The sequence below is a fragment of the Paenibacillus sp. 22594 genome, assembly GCF_052044425.1.
In the GTDB taxonomy this organism is placed as follows: Bacteria; Bacillota; Bacilli; order Paenibacillales; family Paenibacillaceae; genus Paenibacillus_AQ.
Window position 1 is genome coordinate 555,261 of sequence record NZ_JBQENA010000002.1, and the last position, 17,072, is coordinate 572,332.

At 42.6% G+C, this 17,072-nt stretch carries 22 protein-coding genes; 15 read left to right on the plus strand and 7 right to left on the minus strand.

The genetic code is table 11. The features are described from left to right. The first annotated feature begins 639 nt into the window (after window positions 1-639). The 8 genes from ACTJKB_RS09250 to ACTJKB_RS09285 all read left to right on the plus strand — a co-directional run bounded on the left by ACTJKB_RS09250 (window position 640) and on the right by ACTJKB_RS09285 (window position 6,717). The gene (locus tag ACTJKB_RS09250) at window positions 640-1,959 is read left to right on the plus strand and encodes a hypothetical protein (RefSeq protein WP_440833427.1); all 1,320 of its coding nucleotides are present in this window, start codon (window positions 640-642) and stop codon (window positions 1,957-1,959) included. Window positions 1,960-2,195: 236 nt separating this feature from the next. Next, window positions 2,196-2,570, plus strand: a complete 375-nt coding sequence (locus tag ACTJKB_RS09255) for an AAA family ATPase (RefSeq protein WP_440833428.1) — start codon at window positions 2,196-2,198, stop codon at window positions 2,568-2,570. Further along, window positions 2,539-2,889: a hypothetical protein gene (locus ACTJKB_RS09260; protein ID WP_440833430.1), complete on the plus strand. Its 351-nt coding sequence runs from the start codon at window positions 2,539-2,541 to the stop codon at window positions 2,887-2,889. Before ACTJKB_RS09255 ends, ACTJKB_RS09260 begins: the two co-directional genes overlap by 32 nt. A 3-nt stretch (window positions 2,890-2,892) precedes the next feature. Continuing rightward, window positions 2,893-3,246 carry a restriction endonuclease gene (locus ACTJKB_RS09265; RefSeq protein ID WP_440833432.1) on the plus strand — a complete coding sequence of 118 codons (354 nt, stop codon included), beginning with the start codon at window positions 2,893-2,895 and terminating at the stop codon, window positions 3,244-3,246. A gap of 26 nt (window positions 3,247-3,272) precedes the next feature. Then, the gene (locus tag ACTJKB_RS09270) at window positions 3,273-4,316 is read left to right on the plus strand and encodes a hypothetical protein (protein ID WP_440833433.1); all 1,044 of its coding nucleotides are present in this window, start codon (window positions 3,273-3,275) and stop codon (window positions 4,314-4,316) included. 652 nt (window positions 4,317-4,968) lie between these two features. After that, entirely contained in the window at window positions 4,969-5,277 is a 309-nt protein-coding gene (locus ACTJKB_RS09275; RefSeq protein WP_440833435.1) for a hypothetical protein, read from the plus strand. 48 nt (window positions 5,278-5,325) lie between these two features. Beyond that, a complete protein-coding gene (locus ACTJKB_RS09280) occupies window positions 5,326-6,249 on the plus strand; it encodes a hypothetical protein (RefSeq protein WP_440833437.1) in 924 nt (307 codons plus the stop codon). A 24-nt stretch (window positions 6,250-6,273) separates the two neighbouring features. Next, window positions 6,274-6,717, plus strand: a complete 444-nt coding sequence (locus ACTJKB_RS09285) for an AAA family ATPase (protein WP_440833438.1) — start codon at window positions 6,274-6,276, stop codon at window positions 6,715-6,717. 101 nt (window positions 6,718-6,818) lie between these two features. Here ACTJKB_RS09285 and ACTJKB_RS09290 read toward each other — a convergent pair whose 3' ends face one another. Then, window positions 6,819-7,628: a FlxA-like family protein gene (locus tag ACTJKB_RS09290; RefSeq protein ID WP_440833440.1), complete on the minus strand. Its 810-nt coding sequence runs from the start codon at window positions 7,626-7,628 to the stop codon at window positions 6,819-6,821. Window positions 7,629-7,800: 172 nt separating this feature from the next. On the opposite strand from ACTJKB_RS09290, the gene ACTJKB_RS09295 reads away from it, so the two are divergent. Next, on the plus strand, window positions 7,801-8,460 hold the full coding sequence (locus ACTJKB_RS09295; protein ID WP_074085270.1) for a helix-turn-helix domain-containing protein: 660 nt from the start codon (window positions 7,801-7,803) through the stop codon (window positions 8,458-8,460). 118 nt (window positions 8,461-8,578) lie between these two features. Continuing rightward, window positions 8,579-8,887, plus strand: a complete 309-nt coding sequence (locus tag ACTJKB_RS09300) for a hypothetical protein (RefSeq protein WP_074085269.1) — start codon at window positions 8,579-8,581, stop codon at window positions 8,885-8,887. Between the two features lie 127 nt (window positions 8,888-9,014). Here ACTJKB_RS09300 and ACTJKB_RS09305 read toward each other — a convergent pair whose 3' ends face one another. From ACTJKB_RS09305 to ACTJKB_RS09320, 4 genes are all read right to left on the minus strand, one after another. Then, window positions 9,015-9,194 (minus strand): sporulation histidine kinase inhibitor Sda, encoded by a 180-nt coding sequence (locus tag ACTJKB_RS09305; RefSeq protein WP_440833442.1) that lies wholly within the window; start codon window positions 9,192-9,194, stop codon window positions 9,015-9,017. Window positions 9,195-9,426: 232 nt separating this feature from the next. Beyond that, the gene (locus ACTJKB_RS09310; protein ID WP_440833444.1) at window positions 9,427-9,762 is read right to left on the minus strand and encodes a LytTR family DNA-binding domain-containing protein; all 336 of its coding nucleotides are present in this window, start codon (window positions 9,760-9,762) and stop codon (window positions 9,427-9,429) included. Between the two features lie 120 nt (window positions 9,763-9,882). Further along, the gene (locus ACTJKB_RS09315) at window positions 9,883-10,401 is read right to left on the minus strand and encodes an accessory gene regulator ArgB-like protein (protein WP_440833446.1); all 519 of its coding nucleotides are present in this window, start codon (window positions 10,399-10,401) and stop codon (window positions 9,883-9,885) included. Window position 10,402: 1 nt separating this feature from the next. Beyond that, window positions 10,403-11,074 (minus strand): hypothetical protein, encoded by a 672-nt coding sequence (locus ACTJKB_RS09320; protein ID WP_440833448.1) that lies wholly within the window; start codon window positions 11,072-11,074, stop codon window positions 10,403-10,405. A gap of 127 nt (window positions 11,075-11,201) precedes the next feature. Here ACTJKB_RS09320 and ACTJKB_RS09325 point away from each other — a divergent pair, with 127 nt between their 5' ends. Continuing rightward, window positions 11,202-11,720 carry a DinB family protein gene (locus ACTJKB_RS09325; protein WP_440833450.1) on the plus strand — a complete coding sequence of 173 codons (519 nt, stop codon included), beginning with the start codon at window positions 11,202-11,204 and terminating at the stop codon, window positions 11,718-11,720. 48 nt (window positions 11,721-11,768) lie between these two features. Beyond that, entirely contained in the window at window positions 11,769-12,023 is a 255-nt protein-coding gene (locus ACTJKB_RS09330; RefSeq protein WP_440833451.1) for a hypothetical protein, read from the plus strand. 85 nt (window positions 12,024-12,108) lie between these two features. Here the strand turns inward: ACTJKB_RS09330 and ACTJKB_RS09335 are convergent, their stop codons facing one another. Continuing rightward, on the minus strand, window positions 12,109-12,678 hold the full coding sequence (locus ACTJKB_RS09335; RefSeq protein WP_074085406.1) for a thymidine kinase: 570 nt from the start codon (window positions 12,676-12,678) through the stop codon (window positions 12,109-12,111). Window positions 12,679-12,864: 186 nt separating this feature from the next. On the opposite strand from ACTJKB_RS09335, the gene ACTJKB_RS09340 reads away from it, so the two are divergent. Genes ACTJKB_RS09340 through ACTJKB_RS09350 form a run of 3 tightly spaced genes read left to right on the plus strand, consistent with a single transcriptional unit; the run spans window position 12,865 to window position 16,663 of the window. Continuing rightward, the gene (locus tag ACTJKB_RS09340) at window positions 12,865-13,071 is read left to right on the plus strand and encodes a hypothetical protein (RefSeq protein WP_440833453.1); all 207 of its coding nucleotides are present in this window, start codon (window positions 12,865-12,867) and stop codon (window positions 13,069-13,071) included. Window positions 13,072-13,089: 18 nt separating this feature from the next. Further along, entirely contained in the window at window positions 13,090-14,835 is a 1,746-nt protein-coding gene (locus ACTJKB_RS09345; RefSeq protein ID WP_440833455.1) for an ABC transporter ATP-binding protein, read from the plus strand. Beyond that, window positions 14,816-16,663 carry an ABC transporter ATP-binding protein gene (locus ACTJKB_RS09350; RefSeq protein WP_440833457.1) on the plus strand — a complete coding sequence of 616 codons (1,848 nt, stop codon included), beginning with the start codon at window positions 14,816-14,818 and terminating at the stop codon, window positions 16,661-16,663. Before ACTJKB_RS09345 ends, ACTJKB_RS09350 begins: the two co-directional genes overlap by 20 nt. Before the next feature lie 94 nt (window positions 16,664-16,757). On the opposite strand, the gene ACTJKB_RS09355 is transcribed toward ACTJKB_RS09350, so the two are convergent. Then, on the minus strand, window positions 16,758-17,063 hold the full coding sequence (locus ACTJKB_RS09355; RefSeq protein WP_440833459.1) for a DUF2627 domain-containing protein: 306 nt from the start codon (window positions 17,061-17,063) through the stop codon (window positions 16,758-16,760). Between the last annotated feature and the right edge of the window lie 9 nt (window positions 17,064-17,072).

Below are 17,072 nucleotides of genomic sequence, written 5' to 3' on the forward strand. Positions count from 1 at the left end.
GACTAGTGAGGCAAGTGAAGTGCTAGAGAGAGTCTTTATAGGGATTGAACATGGAAGTATATAGAGGATGCGGTTTTTCCTAGACCCGGGGTACGTAAATGTCAGAAATTGCTCTTTAATACAAAAATATACCATTTTATGTTCTACCGCGATCTGACAAATTCATTGAGCGTGCTGCCTAGTGGAAAATTTCCACTACCTCCAAATCATAGATATGGATAGATAGACCTACTTCAGAGAATTTGAGTTCAAGATCAAGTATTTTCGTTGTTGTAAACATAAGAAAACAATATTTGTATATAAAAGTGGAGAAAGAAGTATAATTGGTTCTTCATTCTGTAAATACCCTGGTGGAAGATTTCCTCTAGGGCGTTACAATTGATTGAATACCGATTGTAAAGGAAATGGAAAAAATGCTGTCTAGGAGGAAAATGGAGAGGTTGATGAATCAGCATAAAGGAAGTCAATAGATTCCTCTTATCTTTTTGGTTGCTTTTGTTAATCAGCTTCATGTGTCATACTCCATATCGTTATTTAACTTATAGAGATTTCTCAGTTAACCACAACTGGCTAGATAGAAAACAAAGGTTTTAGACAAGTGGAATGAGTCAAACTGATCATAAGGAAGTAGATGAATAAATGACAAAAAAAGAGGAAAAGCTACCGAATGTCTATGCCTTTGTTACAAGTAACTACTATAAAAATTGGAAGTCCTATCTTCTAAAAATACTTAAAATCAGTAGATCAAGTCGTTTTCAACGTTCGACTGTTCATGGTGTTTCTTTGCAGATTGCAATTTTAAGAACCCTCACTGAGTTAGAAACAGCTATAGGTGAACAACTTAAGAGCGGAAGTACGAAATACGATTTGAAAGTTCTGTATATTCAGAGGTTGAGAGAAATAATAAAAGACATAGCGGATGGGTACGCATGGAGGGTCTTAGGCTTTAACAGACCGCTAATGAGATTTCTATCACAGAATAAATCTTCAGGTTATATAGGTTCTGCCATTTCAAATGAGGATTTAGTTGCTGCTAATATTAGTATGGAAGGAAAGAATGTACTTATCCATGATATTACTAATATATTGCGTATTGGTGACCTAACCGTTTTGGAATCCAATGGGTTTCCACACATCGTCGAATTAAAGAGATCAGGGAAGAAAATATGGACTTATGATGAATACTTACGAATATTAAAAAAAGGTGGGGAGCTTTCTAATCAAGGAGCTAAAATTGTGGAATTAAATAGTGTAATCCGCAACGGTCAAATAACTGTTGGCAGCTCAAACGTTAATCTTGGTAGAGCAGTGTTTCCGGTTGAGACTTATTTAGAAACTGTTCAAGAGGTTATTAAACGATGTCAGATAAATGAAAGTGGATTTTGTGAAAGGCATATTGATGATGTGATGTTTGTTAGAGCCATACATACTCCAAGATTAAATAAGCAGTTATCAGTGCCGTTTAAGAAGACAACGGATAAAACATATTTTTCGAATGTAGACACATACTTTATGAAAAATGCTGAAGTCTTCAGAAACAAAGTTCCATACTCTGTTTTCCCGTTTCATGAAAATGATGTGATTCAATTACTCTCTGGTGAAATTATACTTGAAAGTTTTATCGATTTTACAGCTCTAAAGAAGTCATTTGAAAGCTTTGGGTGGAAAGTTCGAAGAATACAGTTCAAAGAGAATAATGAGCTTAACAGTAGCAGAGGGACCTTCTATAAGGGGAGCAAGTTGTTTCCTTCTGACTACAATACAACCATGTTCGTGTTATCAAAGGATGGATTTAATATAGAAATTGGAATGGAAATGATAGGTGCTATATATCATGATTTTCTAAAACCAAGTTATATACATCATATAGCCAGTATTTTAAAGAATATCAGTAGAGAAAAGCGTCAGGAAGAGTATTGGGGCTTAAATATTGCTGGAGAGGAACTAGTATGGAAATAATGAGAATTTTAAATTATTGAAAATGACGAAAAACTCTCTCAGCTAAATACTGTTTTTCTTAAGTAAATTAATGGGCAACCGAAGATGGTTGTCTTTTTTTATGTCGAAAAATCCAATAAATTGATTTATTTCCAAGGAAGATATGGTATGATTTTACTGGATGTAGTTCTCAAGAGCTATGTTTTTAGAATTTTTTACTGAATATTGGATTCCCTAATAATATGGAGGATGATTCAATGAAATTGGCTGAGTTAGTAATTGAAAACTATCGTGGCATTGGTTCAACAGAGGTTAGAGTGAAAATTGACGATATTATTGTACTTACTGGTAAAAACAATGTAGGGAAAACAACTATCTTGTCAGCATATGAAGCTTTTGCATCAACAGGGGCAGCTTTGAGTCTCAGAGATTTCCATAATGAAGATGAAAGTAAAAAGCCAAAGATAACTGGGGTTTTTGTAAATGTGACTAAAGAAGAACTTGCGGAAAAGTGGATACATGATGATGAAACTCTAGGATACAAAAACTGTATTAAGGCACAGTACCAGTGGGCTTCTCCTAACACGAAAGGTGAGAAGTATGCATTCAATCCTGAAACCCAAAGAATTTGAAAAAGGAGGGCTTGGTGGGATTGATAGTATATTAACAAAGAGAATTCCTACTCCATTGAAAATTTCACCCTTAGATGATCCTCTCTCATTAGAGAAGAAAATACTTGAGATTTTAACTGAAGCTATCAAGAAAAGTACCAAAAAGGATAATTCTAAGGTTGTGCAACTTTTAGATAACATAAAACAATTAGCTGAAGATGTTCAAAAAGAGATAGAAGAAGATTTGAATGCTTCATGTGCCATGGTTTCAGCGGAGATGGTAAAAGTTTTTCCAGAAGCCTCCATAATTATGTCGTGTTCACTGATCGTGAAGGTGTAAGGAATGTTGTGCAAGCAAAGCGGTATCATGTTGGCAATCCAGTGGGCATCAGCGCTGTACAGGAGGTCTACTCATGCACGGTACTACAAAGCTAAGAGAGCCATTGTGATCGCTACAGCCAAGTTCACGGAGCCTTGTGAAACGCTGGCTGGCATCAACCATGTCAAGCTGCTAGATCGAACTGACTTGATGGAAGTCATTGAGGCGTTCAGAAGAGATGACCTCGTCACACTGCGTGACATCATAGAGGGAGAGCCAAGGATGATACTGGAGTCCTGGTTAGAAGCGAATCACGGCATGCTGAACGAGATTCGGAAGGATTACAAGGCTGAGAAGTACGTGAAGAAGATTATGTAGTAAAGATAAGGGATGGTAATATAAAAATGGAATTTGATTATACTCCACTTGAAAACGAAGGAAATCAAAAGTATCGTGAGCAGTTAAGTATAGTAGTAGAGGAAATTCAAGAAGAACTTAAAAAGAGTGCATACGAGTACTATTCGGTAGGTATAAGGTTATATAAGGATTATTTAGAGGATGAAACGTCTCTGTATTTATTTGGTAGAAAAAAGAACGAGCAAGTAATTATTGGAAACCTGTGCATATCTATAGAATTGATGCTTAAGGCTATAATTGCACAAGAAGCATTTATTTTTCTATACTCAGGATTACCAGATGAAATTGCGATGGCTCTTACTTATCCTGATAAAGTAAAAGCATATAATTTTGCGAGTGAACTAACTTCTTTTAAGAAACCTAAAAGTATAGAATTTAATGAAGCGATTACACGCTTCTATAAGCTGTATCCAGAAAGGAAAAAAGAGTTTTCGGGCTATTTAGATAATATTTCTGATATTAGGAATAATAGCGTTCATACATATTTGCCTAAATATTACAAACATCAATTAGATCGAATTGTATATACCACAATTAAAGTTCATGATTTCTGTTGTGAGATTAAAATGTATTTCGATCAAATTTTAGGTAAAGACAATTTCGAAATGAAGTTTATGGAGGAATACAAGAAAAGTAGAGTAGAAGAGTATGAAAAAAAAATCGGAGATGCAAAAAATAAAACAAAATCAACTGGCTTAGATGCTCAAAACAACTCAATATTTAGTGACGAATGGAATAAAATCCAAGAAACATGTCCGATTTGTAAATCTAAAGCTATTTTACATGGTGAAACTGTATTTCTTCAGGAAGAAGAACTAATTGAAGACTTGTGGGATAACTCTAAGATAATGATTCTTGAATATTTGAAGTTTAATCCTGCCTCGTTTGAGTGTTCAGTTTGCGGGTTATTACTAGAGGATATTATCGAACTAGAATTCGCATCTCTTGATGTGGCAATTGATAGATCAGAACTTATGGAAGATTGGAAAAAGGAGAAAAATATAAAAGATAACGATTTATTGGAAGAATAGAATTATAAAATTCGAATTTTACGGAGTCGTGGGAGACGCTGTTGAAGCTGTTTGGAGGCGTTGAAGGATGGTTTGGTGGGAGTTTGTTCTACTAAGGCATACGAACCCATTGTAGTGGACAGAAGAGCTAGAAAAGAAGCAGCTCAGTCATTGTGTGAAGTGATTCTTTTATTTACTTTGTCAAAGGTGCCTATCATGTCATATAAAATTCGGTATACCATGGGGAACTTAATCTGTATTTCTTGTTTGCAACAAGGCTTCGATTGCTTCAATTGTGGTTTGCTTATCAGCAGTTTCTTCGTAAACGCGGATGTCAGCAGAGTTAAAAAGCTGCAATGGTTCAGCAGAAACAGCTTATGAATACGACAACAAACCATTCTATGCAGGTTATAGTTTGGTCAACGCCCAATCACTGGAACGGCTCATGCTGTGCAACATGAAGTTTCTCATAATTATGGGTTGGGCTATGATCCAACAGCGCCAAAACCAATCTGTATAATGAATTATGATACATTGTACTCTACTACATGGCATTCTACCCACCATGATGAGTTGAGTACTCATAAGCTTTGGTCGGAACTACTGTGAACTAAAAATTATTGTGCTATAGGCTATATTTATCCTATGGCACAATAAACCTGAGGTGAAATCAATGAAAAGTAAATTGGCCATTTTCAATATTGTCCTTCTTTTCTTGATTGGTTGTTCAAACAACTCTACTCAAAACACTCCAAAGGGAGATGACCCCGCATCTTGGATAAATTTTGAGGGTAAAAAGTACGATTTTTACAAAACAAATGTCTCCATCGGTGATTCTCTTGTTTCAACAAATGAGCAAACGGATTCGGATGATGGAACTGAAAGTGGCTTAGAAATATTCAAAGTAGATAACGATAATGGTTTGAGTTTGTTTATTCAAGATCCGATTAATCGAGAATGGGTTGAATATAGAATTAAATGATTTTTCTAACATATTGGAAATCGTAATAATACAAGGGGGAAAATACCAATGAGAATTTTAGGCAAAAAAATAATTATCATATTGTTTGTTTCCATGTTACTTTCAATGCTTAATTCTTTCAATTCTGCTTCAGCTTGGTCTGGAAATGTTAAAATCACTTCCGTATTTCAAAAAGATGTAGATACTCGTATATCTAGTCTTTATAAAAAAAATCCAAAAACATTAAATCAAACAGATGCGAAAAATCTAAATTACCTTTTGAATTTAGACCGCAAACTGCTCTTACATGCATTAGCAGAATCTGCTCCCAGCTCTAAAGCTTCCGAAACTAGTGCAATAGACTTTTTTTCGAAATATTTAATGAAAAACTTTATTCTATTCATGAACGAAACTGAACCTCAAGCTAAGTCAAATTCACCTAAGAGTCAGGCAGCTTATCGGATAATTGTGTCTGTTGCAAATGTGGAACAGCTCCCTTTACTTGGTAAAGAAATGGAAGTGAATAAAAATTTTATAGTTAGAAGTACTATATTAGATTTGTTTAGAGATAAATACGGGAAAGCTGCTATCGACTTCATCACGAAAATTATACCTACTGAACCAAACATAGGAGTAAGAGCTAAAACGATCAGTCTAGCTTTTGACCTTGGAGACACATATCCGGATCTCCTCCCTGTAATTTGTAAACCATACATAAAAGTCGGTGGTACAACTGCAAAAAATGTATACATTAATTTATTGTCGATGATTTCTAACGAACAAAGAAAAACCAATTGGGTTGAATATTTAATTTTTAATCAGGATGATCCATCTGCAGCAAAACTTTGGAGTGACCTGCAGTCAAAATCCTATGATTTCCAGTATTTTCAGCTATTAGATAGATTTAAAAATAATCCGACTGTATTTAAACGCCTAGAGGAAATGGATCCAAAAACGGCGGAGATTTGGAAAAAGGCACAATTACAACTATAGTGAAGTTGAAAAAGGGTGAATAGGATGGAATGTGTGATTTTTATCGGAATTCAAGCCTCTGGGAAGACGACGTTTTATCAGCAGAACTTCTTGAAAACACATATGCGAATTAACCTGGACATGCTGAAGACTAGACATCGGGAAGACCTGTTCCTGACGGCTTCGCTCACAGCGGTACAGCCATTCGTAGTGGATAATACAAATCCAACCCCTGCGGACAGGCGCAAATATATTGAACTGGCTAAAAAGCATAAATTTAAAGTCGTAGGTTATTACTTCGAGCCTGAATATGAGCTATCTCTCGCGAGAAATGAGAAGAGACTGGGTAAAGAAAAGGTGCCGGAGATCGGAATTAAGAGTACTATGGGTAAATTACAGAAGCCTTCTCATTCTGAGGGGTTTGACGAATTGTTTGAGGTAAGAACAGCAGAAGAGAAGTTTGTAGTGGAAGTGATGCCGTTGCTCTGAGAATAAAACAACCGCTAAAGCACAGGAAATGATGTCCAAAGTGCCGCAGCGGTTATTTGATGTAGAAGCTATTTTATGTATATTCTCCTGTTCTTGAAATCCTAAACCCGAACATCAATCGAAGGTGAACCAGAGGATTTGTCGTTTGCCTGACCTGATACGCCAGTGGCCTCAGCGGTGCTGGTTTTCTTTTGGCTAGCCGAGGAATGGTCGTGATCGTCCTTCTCTGCACCTTCGGGATGTAAAAGCGATCTGGGGAGCTCTTTTCTTGTTTCTGCCGTTTTGTCGTTGTCTTTCAGTTCGGATACTACATCTCCAATCTTGCTGTCTATGCCGCGAACAGTGGATTTGATATCCTGCACCCTGTCTCTTTTGGCTTGAAGGACTGTGCGTTCCGCATTTTCCAGCATAGAAGCTCTTCCGGCATCATGGGTTGGGTTATTGGATAATCGGACTTCCTCCAGCTTTACCTCACCCTCCAAAGGCTTGATTTCACCTTCCACCTTCTTGCTAAGGCCCACCAGCATGCCTAGACGGTCATAAGTGGTATGATTCTGCAGTAGGACATGCATGGATTCAGCGGTAATATCCATTGCGGAGTCCGTTTCAGGCTTTTTAGTTTCGGTTTTATTGGGCTTGCTGTTCTCTATCTTTTCCTGCATTTCCTCGGCTTTAATCTGGGCGATCTGTGCATCAATTTCCTGTATGGATGTTTTCAGGGCCTGTACCCGTTCCTGCTTTAGTTTTTTATCCATGTTCTCATTGGATTTTACGGCTTCAATTTGCTCGTTGAGTCTGGATTTCTGGTCGATCAGGCCTTGAATTTCTTTGTCTCTGGAATTGGAAATGGCTTGATGGCTGGTATTTTGAATAGGACTGGTGTTATTAGATATAGATGAGATCGATGCCACGAGGATTTCCTCCTAAATGAAAGAATTATTTACCATTTAAAAGCTATATCGGTAATAGGACAAGGGAAAATAAGTAAAACCGGCTTCTACAGCCAAAGTTTTTCAGGTATTAATTGTTATAATGAAACACAAAGTGTTATGTTGTGTTATGATATAGGTAGAGGTGACTCCTATGAACGATTTCGATAACTATCCCGATGAGCTGGGGAACTTCATCCGGCACTTCAGAAAAACCCGTGGGTTGACCTTAAGAGGGCTGGAGGAGAAGAGCGGTATCAGCTACTCCCAGCTCAGCAAGATTGAACGAGGCGAAAGTATTCCGCTAAAAGATAATCTGGATAAGATTATTGAGGCGCTCGGAGCAGATCTCAAGAACCGGATGTACCATCTGGCGGATTATATGCCTGACCTTGAATATATCAAGACCCTCAAGCAGGGATATAAGCACCCGCAGCACAATCAGTCGCAGGATTACATCTATGAGACAGCTTTCAACAAGCTGAAGGAATTCCGGGCGAAGGAAGGCAAGGAAACCTCCTATGTATCGTTCGACTCAAACGAGGTGATCGTTTATGAAACGGAATATGGGGCAGGAATGGTAATAGAAAAAATTGAGAAGTATAATCTTAACGATGTACTGAATGATAAATTTGAAGGCAGTCTGGACTCCCTGCGCAAGCAGCCCCGTAAAGGCAGACAGGCGTACATGTTCGGAGAGTGGCTTCGGGAATGTATCTATGAGCTGAAGGAAGACGAGCAGGATCAGGTCATTCAAGCCCTTAAGGAATTTACTCAATTTAAAGTGCAGCAGGTTAACGGAGCCTTCAAATAACAGCTGACCTCATCCGTTTTCAATAATGAATAATGTTGCCCTTTCTTGCAGCCATCTATTCATCTTGAACCATATAGCAACCAACAAAAAATGGTATGACAGAAAAGGGGAAATCCTAATGAGAGTTAATATGAAATTTACCAGCAAGGGAAAAGCCGCGATTGAGAATTTCAACAATGAAGAGCTGCTTGAGATCTTTGCCAGATATATCAAAACATTGACCAAGAAGTATGACATTGAAGTAGATGTTCCTCTTGAAGTGAACCAGAATATTGTGAGTGACGGAACGGTTATAGCCATGGCACAGAACGTGAAGTGTGATGTGGATACTTTTTTCAAGGAGCTGGGCCGGGATATTAAGGTTCCCCTGAAAAAAAGACTGGGCGGCAAGCTGGAGAACGTCTTCAAAACGGAGTTCATCGAGTAGTCTTTTGCCATGTATCTCATAAAGAAGCCAGCTCCACTGAATAGTGAGGCTGGCTTCTTTGCTGTCTGTTGCAGATCATACATCATGTGTTCATAAGATATATGTAGGAGTGCTGAAAAATTAACGGTCAATCTTCGGAACGGTCAAAGTCACCCATGTTTCTCCCGGTCAGAACAGTTTCGATGATCTCAATGAAATCAGGCGAGGCTTTTGCCTCTACCGCCAATTCGTAGATATTCAACAGTTGTTCGTCAGATAATAGTTCCAGGGATGAGGGGCGCGGAGAAGGATGAAAATAATAATCCATTAGATTCCTCCATCGGTTATTTTGGTAGATTGAGAAAATACTGCGAATCTATTTAAATGGTACCATTTGGAAGGTAACCCGTCTCCTGTCATTCGCCCTGTGAATTGGCCTTTACAACTGATGCATCATATGGGATAATATTTAATTTTTTCGGTGGAAATAAAAAACCATCTCGAAACCAGAGGTTGTCGGGATGGTTAATGATGCTTTTTATAGGCTGATGTTATGATTCTTATGATTCAGAGGTATCTTTCCGTGAGGCCAAAAATCGTTTGAGCCTTGTTTCATTTGGTTCTGATACTGTAGCGAATTGTTCTCCCTCTTGAAACGTAACAATCTTACGTTCCGAATCATAACTTTCAATATTACTTAGACTAACTACATTGCTGCGGTCAAGACGCTCGAAGCCTTTGCCCTTATAAGCAGCCAAGAGATCGGAAAGTGTGGTAGGGAGAACAAACTCGCCTTCTTTCGTATGGACGAATATTGTATTCTTATAGCTGGAGAAATACAATATATCTTCTTCCCGGATATCCCGGGAGGACCCGTCGTTTAACAAGACCCGCATGTTCTCCCCATCCTTGTAAATTACTTCCGCAATTCTTTAGGTGCTTCTGGACTGTGAATCAGTGGTTTCAAAATAGCAACGAACAACACAGACATTCGTGCAAGTGATGCAGATGCATGTTTAGCTAAAGTCTTTTTCATCCAATCTCCTCCTCTTAAAAGTGATAATAGTAAGGGATTGCGTAAGAAAAGCCAACCCAATTACCTCAGATCCAATAAAAAAATTGCACCCTACAAGCAGAACAGAGATGACTTTAAGCAGTGGTGCAGAGGTTGCCGAAATATTGACGTTAACATCAGGATTAGGTGCAAAGATTAGCATGGTTAGAAAATTAAAACAGTTAATAGCTATAAGTGTTTGATCTGAGAATCCTGTCAGGTGAGGAAGTGTTGCACAGATGAAGATAGATACACTATTGCAAGCAAGCGCCGTTTTGAGATGAAAACCGCCTGAGCACATCCGGAGAATCGCAAAACTGAAAAAAAAGATTAAGGTTTCTACTAATTTGTCTGTAAACCAGCCAATCATGAGAGAGACAGTAAAGCTGAAAAGGGTGTTAAGCAGAATACTCAAAGAATATTGCATGATTTCTATTGAGTGTGTCTGTTCGGGATTTGCGCGTTTGATGGCAACTGCCATTTTATTGGCTAAAGTGTTCATAGCTGCTCCGGTCCTTTTGGTAGGATAGATGCAAATAAGTATATAAGATTAGAGCATATGTAACTGGAACTAAAATGAAAAATCTTGATAGATTCTGAATGAAATACATTGTGGACATCACGATCGCGACAGATGGGATATTCAGTGCAAAAAGAATTTTATCGCGTGTATGAATTTGGACTTTGCCCTCCTGCTTATCGGGGACGAAATCAAAACCCAAGCGCTTTTTACCAATATAAATTGCAGCTGAAATAGCAGTTAGAGCCGATATAATTTGTAGTACAAAAGTCATAATATTCATAGAGTAAGGTGATTTAAGTGAGAACACGCCTAATTGTTCCATAATAAAAAAGCACATGGTCTGGATAAAGGAATAAGCCTGGTAGGTAATTCCCGTTATAATCGTGGCATAAAATAGATGAATCCTTAATAAAAGCCACAAAAAGCAGGTTAACAAAACGAATTGCAACAGCACATCCAATTCAATGAGGTTATACTCATCTCTTAAGACGAAAGAAAAGAATGCCATTATCAAACTCGAGAAAATAATCTCTTTGTTGAAAATATCAATTTTAAAAGTCCTAAGTGCTAAATAGAACATGGCATAAGTTTCTAACGTCGAAAACACAATATACTGCACAAATTCCAGCATGCTTACACTCCCGAAGATCAGGTTCACTCAACTTCTATTCTTGCAAATATTATACATAATGGACTAAAATACAACAACAGCATTTGACACTTTTCGGTAAATATTTCTTTATGAGAGAGGGTTATTTATGAATCAGCGTCCTGAACAAAAGGAGTACAGCGAATTTCCGGCCCGATACATTGCATTGGTGCCTCCTGAAGGGGATCTTGTGGAAATTCTAAGAGAGCAATCCAGCCTGATGTGTGAACTGCTGGATGGGCTGAGTGAGGAGCAGGGGAGCTACCGCTATGCGGAAGGGAAATGGAGTGTCAAGCAGCTGCTGGGGCATCTGACTGACAATGACCGCATCATGTCCTACCGTCTGCTCGCCATTGCAAGAGGAGAAAAGGCTCCACTGCCGGGGTATGAGGAGAATGATTATGCGGCGGCAGGAGAGTTTGACCGGTTCACGCTGAGTGAAATGGTGCAGCACTATAAGTTGGTTCGCAAGTCTACCATTGCCCTGCTGGAGAGTCTGCCTGAGGAAGCCTGGACCCGGATAGGGACAGCCAGTAATCATCCGATTTCCGTCAGAGCAATAGCTTGTGTCATCATTGGACATGAGCTGCATCATCTGAATGTTCTGAACGAACGCTACTTGAAGTAAGGTATAAGATGCAAGGAAGACAGTGTGAAAGGGAGGAGGAAGCAGCGGGTGGGTTTATTCAAAGGTATACTGCATTTCTTCATTCCAAGAGAACGCACGCTGGTGTTCACGACGTTTGATCAAGCTCAATATTTCAGAGCCAAAGGCCGCCTTACTGCGGCAGGCATTCCCCATCGCTCCAAAATCAATGGAGGAATGCAGGCTACGGTCCAGCGCGCCCAATATGGCGGCAAAGCCTCCGTTCAGCATGATCTCTATGTCCGCAAGGAAGATGAGTACCGTGCAGCACATGCAATCCATTAACGTAAGGCTTCCGCTCTCCATACAAAAAGCACACACTCTATGCGAAGGTCGGCCATTGCAGCAGAGTGTGTGCTTTTACGTTTTTTTAGAGCGGCGGATTCTTGTGGCATTTGCGGCATACCGGGTAGTAGGCTTCATTGCCGCCGATCTGAATTTGTTTACCACTGTATACAGGCTTGCCGTTCTCGACGCGCAGCGCCATCGTGGCCTTGCGTTCACAGAACCAGCAGATCGTTTTCATTTCTTCGATTTTGTCTGCATAGATCAGCATATATTTACTGCCTTCGAACAGATTGTTTTGAAAATCATTTTTAAGCCCAAAAGCCATGACTGGTATGTTCAGCTCGTCGACAATCCGCACCAGCTGGAGGATACAATCCTTGGTCAAAAATTGGCATTCGTCGATCAGCACACAATGAGGTTTGGGCAAATTGCTGCTGACAATGCTGTATATATCCGTATTCTCGTCGATCGCGATGGCTTGCTTGCGCAGCCCGATTCGGGAGGAGATATATCCGACTTCGTCCCGGTCGTCAAGGGATGGAGTGAAAATGAGCACCGACTTCCCCTGCTCCTCGTAATTATGCGCAACCTTGAGTATCTCAATGGATTTGCCGCTGTTCATTGCTCCATACTTGAAAAACAACTGTGCCACGTCCATCTATCCTTTCGTTAATCAGCCTGATGAATCCTCATCTTTAAAAATGCGACTTTATTAGAGTAGCATATTCTCAGTAAATGTAGCCAGTGAAATCATTTCGGGTAATGGTTAAAGAATGTTATAATGATCGCGGTTATGTGTATTTATTCAGAAGAACGTTTACAGAAAGAAGGCTTACAGTTGACGGACAAAATGGAAGGTTACAAAGAGAAGATAGCTGCTCTGCAAGAAAACGGGGAGCTGTCACCCGGAACGTTAAGCTTGCTGACAGAGATGCTGGATGAGCTGGCGGAAATGAACCGAAGCAACAAGGCGCTGCGCCGGGTGATTTTGAAGGGACAATCTTCATCGATGTCCACCCGCCTGCGTGAAGCGCTCTACGAATAGACAAATGGGGTAACGCTGATGAACATCATTTTTTCCTATCTCAACAAATACAGGGTAGCTGCAATCGCCGCGCTTGTGATGATGGTGATCGAACTGGCGGTTGAGCTGTCCCAGCCCCTGCTGATCTCCAAAATTATTGATGACGGAATCAGGGAACAGGATAACCGGGTCGTCTGGCTATGGGGCGGTGTGCTGGTAGTAAGCGCAGTTTTGGCGTTTATTGCGGGCGTGCTCAGCTCTTTTTTTGCGTCTCATGCCAGCCAGGGGTTTGCCTTTGATCTGCGGGATAAGTTATATGAGAAGGTTCAGTCTTTTGCCTATGCCGTCTTCAGCCGTTTCCCCACATCATCTCTAATCACCCGTCTTACGGCGGATGTGTCGCAGTTGCAGGATACGATTTTTATGGGACTCCGCTTCATGACTCGTGTGCCGCTCGTTGTTGTGGGCAGTGTGGTGATGGCGTTAGTCGTACATGTGAAGCTGGGGCTGCTGCTGGCAGTTACGCTTCCGGTACTCATTGTGTTTCTGTTCTGGGTGATGAGAAAGGCGGCGGTATTGTTCCGTAGCGTGCAGATCCGGCTGGATGGAGTCAACAGTGTAATTCAGGAGAACCTTACCGGTATCCGGTTGATTCGGGTGTTTGTGCGTATGAGTCATGAGACTTACCGTTTCGCATCATTCAGCAGGGAACTGATGAACTCCACTATAGCTGCGCTGCGGCTGACGGAGACCTCGGCTCCACTTATTATGCTGATTGTGAATGCGGGTATTATGCTGGTGCTGTGGTTCGGACGTATCGAGATTTCCGCCGGAGACGCAACCCTTGGACAGACTGTAGCAGTAATAAACTATTCCCTGCGTACGATCGGAGCCTTGTCAGCACTATCCTGGATTATGGCGACCTTTTCCCGGGCCAAGGCTTCTTCGCAACGGATTCAGGAAGTCATGTCGGCAGATCATTTGGAAGCTAAGGATGCAGTGGCGGCAACTATAAGAAAGACCGCACCTATTCAGGGTAAAGTAGAGTTTCAGCACGTTAGCTTCCGTTATCCGGAGAGTGATATTGCTGTGCTGGAGGATATTTCGTTTACGGTGCAGCCGGGAGAACGGGTGGCAATTATGGGAGCAACCGGTTCAGGCAAATCATCTCTGGTAGGTTTGATTCCCCGTTTGTATGAGCAGAACAGCGGTGTCATCCGGATCGACGGGACAGCAAGTTCAGAGATGGAAATGTCCAGACTGCGCGGAGCCATCGGATATGTACCCCAGGAGGTCCTGCTGTTTACCGGATCGGTGCGGGAGAACATGGTCTGGGGCAAACCGGATGCCACCCAGGAAGAGATTGAACAGGCAGCTGCAGCCGCGCAAATACATGATACGGTAAAAGAATTGCCGCACGGCTATGACACCATGCTGGGACAGCGGGGAGTCAATCTCTCCGGGGGGCAGAAGCAGCGGCTGACGATTGCCAGAGCACTGGTTAGAAAACCCGCGGTTCTGATTCTGGATGACAGTACCAGTGCACTGGATGCGGTTACCGAAGGCCGGCTGCTGGCTGAACTGAAAAACATGTCCTGTACCACATTTCTTATCACGCAAAAAATCAGCTCGACCGTCTCTGCTGACCTTATATTACTGCTGGATGAAGGCCGGCTGATTGCGAAGGGGACACATGATGAGCTGATGAAGGATTCGGAGCTGTACCGGAAGATCAATGAATCCCAAGACAGGGAGGTGGCGCAGCATGTTCAAAGCTTTACTTGACCCTTTTCGCCACCCGAAGCTGAATGTCGGACTTGGTGAAGCGGCAAGCTTCGGTTCGCCGGGAGGACGTAAACCTAAGGAGAAAGCTAGGAACTGGTCGGCCACACTACGGAGAATCTGGAGCTATCTGGCGAAACGCAAGGCCAAGCTGGCGCTTGTACTGGTGATGGTGTTTCTAAGCTCTGGTCTTGCACTACTCGGACCTTATTTGATCAGCAGAGCGGTGGACCACTATCTGGAGGGGAGTGGAGGCAGAACCTGGGGATTCTTCCTGATCACGCTTGCCGCCGTATATCTGCTTAATTCCCTGACCTCATGGCTGCAGAACATCTGGATGATCGAGATTGCCCAGGAGACCGTATTCCGGATGCGGACCGATCTGTTCGCGCACCTGCACCGGCTGCCGATTCCGTTCTTCAACCGCAGGCAGCAGGGTGAAATTATGAGCCGTCTGACCAATGATATTGAGAATATCAGTTCCACGTTAAACAGCTCGGCGATTCAGATTTTCTCAAGTGTACTGACACTGCTGGGCACGGTGGGTGTGATGCTGTGGCTAAGCCCGCTGCTCACGTTGCTGACCTTCATCGTAGTACCGCTGATGATCCTCGGCATGCGCTGGATAACACGGCGGACCGGTCCGCTGTTCAAGGAACGCCAACGCAATATGGGCGAGCTTAACGGATTTATTGAGGAGACGTTGTCCGGCCAGAGAATCATCAAGGCTTTTTCGCAGGAGGAGCGGGTTATTGCGGGCTTTCGTGAGCGTAATACGCGGATTATGCTGTCGGGCTACTGGGCTCAGGCGATTTCGGGATTTATTCCCAAGCTGATGAACGGCCTGAACAATCTGAGCTTTGCCATTGTAGCCGGAGTCGGCGGTCTGCTGGCTATCCGGGATTTAGTTACCGTAGGCGTTATTATCGCATTCGTGGAATACACGCGCCAATTCACGCGGCCGCTGAATGATCTGGCGAACCAGTGGAACACACTGCTGTCGGCGATTGCCGGTGCAGAACGGGTATTTGAGGTGCTGGATGAAGGAGCCGAAGCCAAGGATGAAGGAACAGCGGGAGCGCTGGATCATGTGGAGGGTGCGGTGAAATTCTCCGGAGTGTCCTTCTCGTATGATGACGGAACCGATACGCTTCAGGATATCAGCTTCGAGGCCAAGCCCGGCGAGATGATTGCACTAGTTGGGCCAACCGGGGCAGGTAAAACCACGTTAATCGGCTTGCTGTCCCGCTTCTATGATCCTGACAAGGGCAGCATTACGCTGGATGGCAGGGACCTGTCTTCGATCCGCCGTGAGAGCTTGCGGAGCCACATGGCCTTTGTGCTGCAGGATTCATTCCTGTTCAAGGGGACGATCCGTGACAATATCCGCTACGGCCGGCTGGATGCCAGCGACGAGGAAGTGGAGGAAGCGGCGAAGCTGGCGAATGCCCATTCATTTATTATGCGGATAAAAGGTGGCTACGAACGGATGCTGTCCGTGGACGGCACAGGGATCAGCCAGGGACAAAAGCAGCTGCTGGCTATAGCCCGCGCGATTCTTGCCAATCCGTCCATGCTGGTGCTGGATGAAGCGACAAGCAGCATCGACACTGTAACGGAGATCAAGATTCAGGAGGGGCTGCAGGCGTTGATGAAAGGCCGGACCAGCTTCGTGATCGCCCACCGTCTGGGGACGATCCGTGCGGCAGACCGTATTCTGGTGCTTCATGGCGGACGGCTTCTGCAGCAGGGATCGCATAAAGAACTGCTGCAGGAGGGCGGATTGTACAGTGAGTTGGTACGGGGGACTTCGGATTCAGCGACGGGGTAGATTATAAAAAAAGGCAGTCCCGAAATTCTTCGGAACTGCCTTTGCTCTTTATAAGGGGAACGACTGTGCTATTCTCACCAGTGATTATTACCTCTTAGCTGGAGGCATCCGGTGAAGGGGGCTGCTGGGTCTTTTGCTTCTCCTTGAAACGGGGACCGACGTAATTGCGCTTCCGGTCACGGGTCAGAATCCAGCCGCCGAGGAAGCTCATTCCAGCCAGGAACAGCAGCAGCCCTCCGCCAAAATGCAGCCAGGCAAAAACAGGAGTTGCCTTATCGTCTCCATGCATGGAAATATAGTTGAAAATATCGTCTTTCATCATCAGGAAGCCTTTCATCGCGAGGAGGCCGGGAATAACCAGAATCAGGATGGCAATGAAGCGTGTGGTGAGCAGTTTCATGATTTCCTC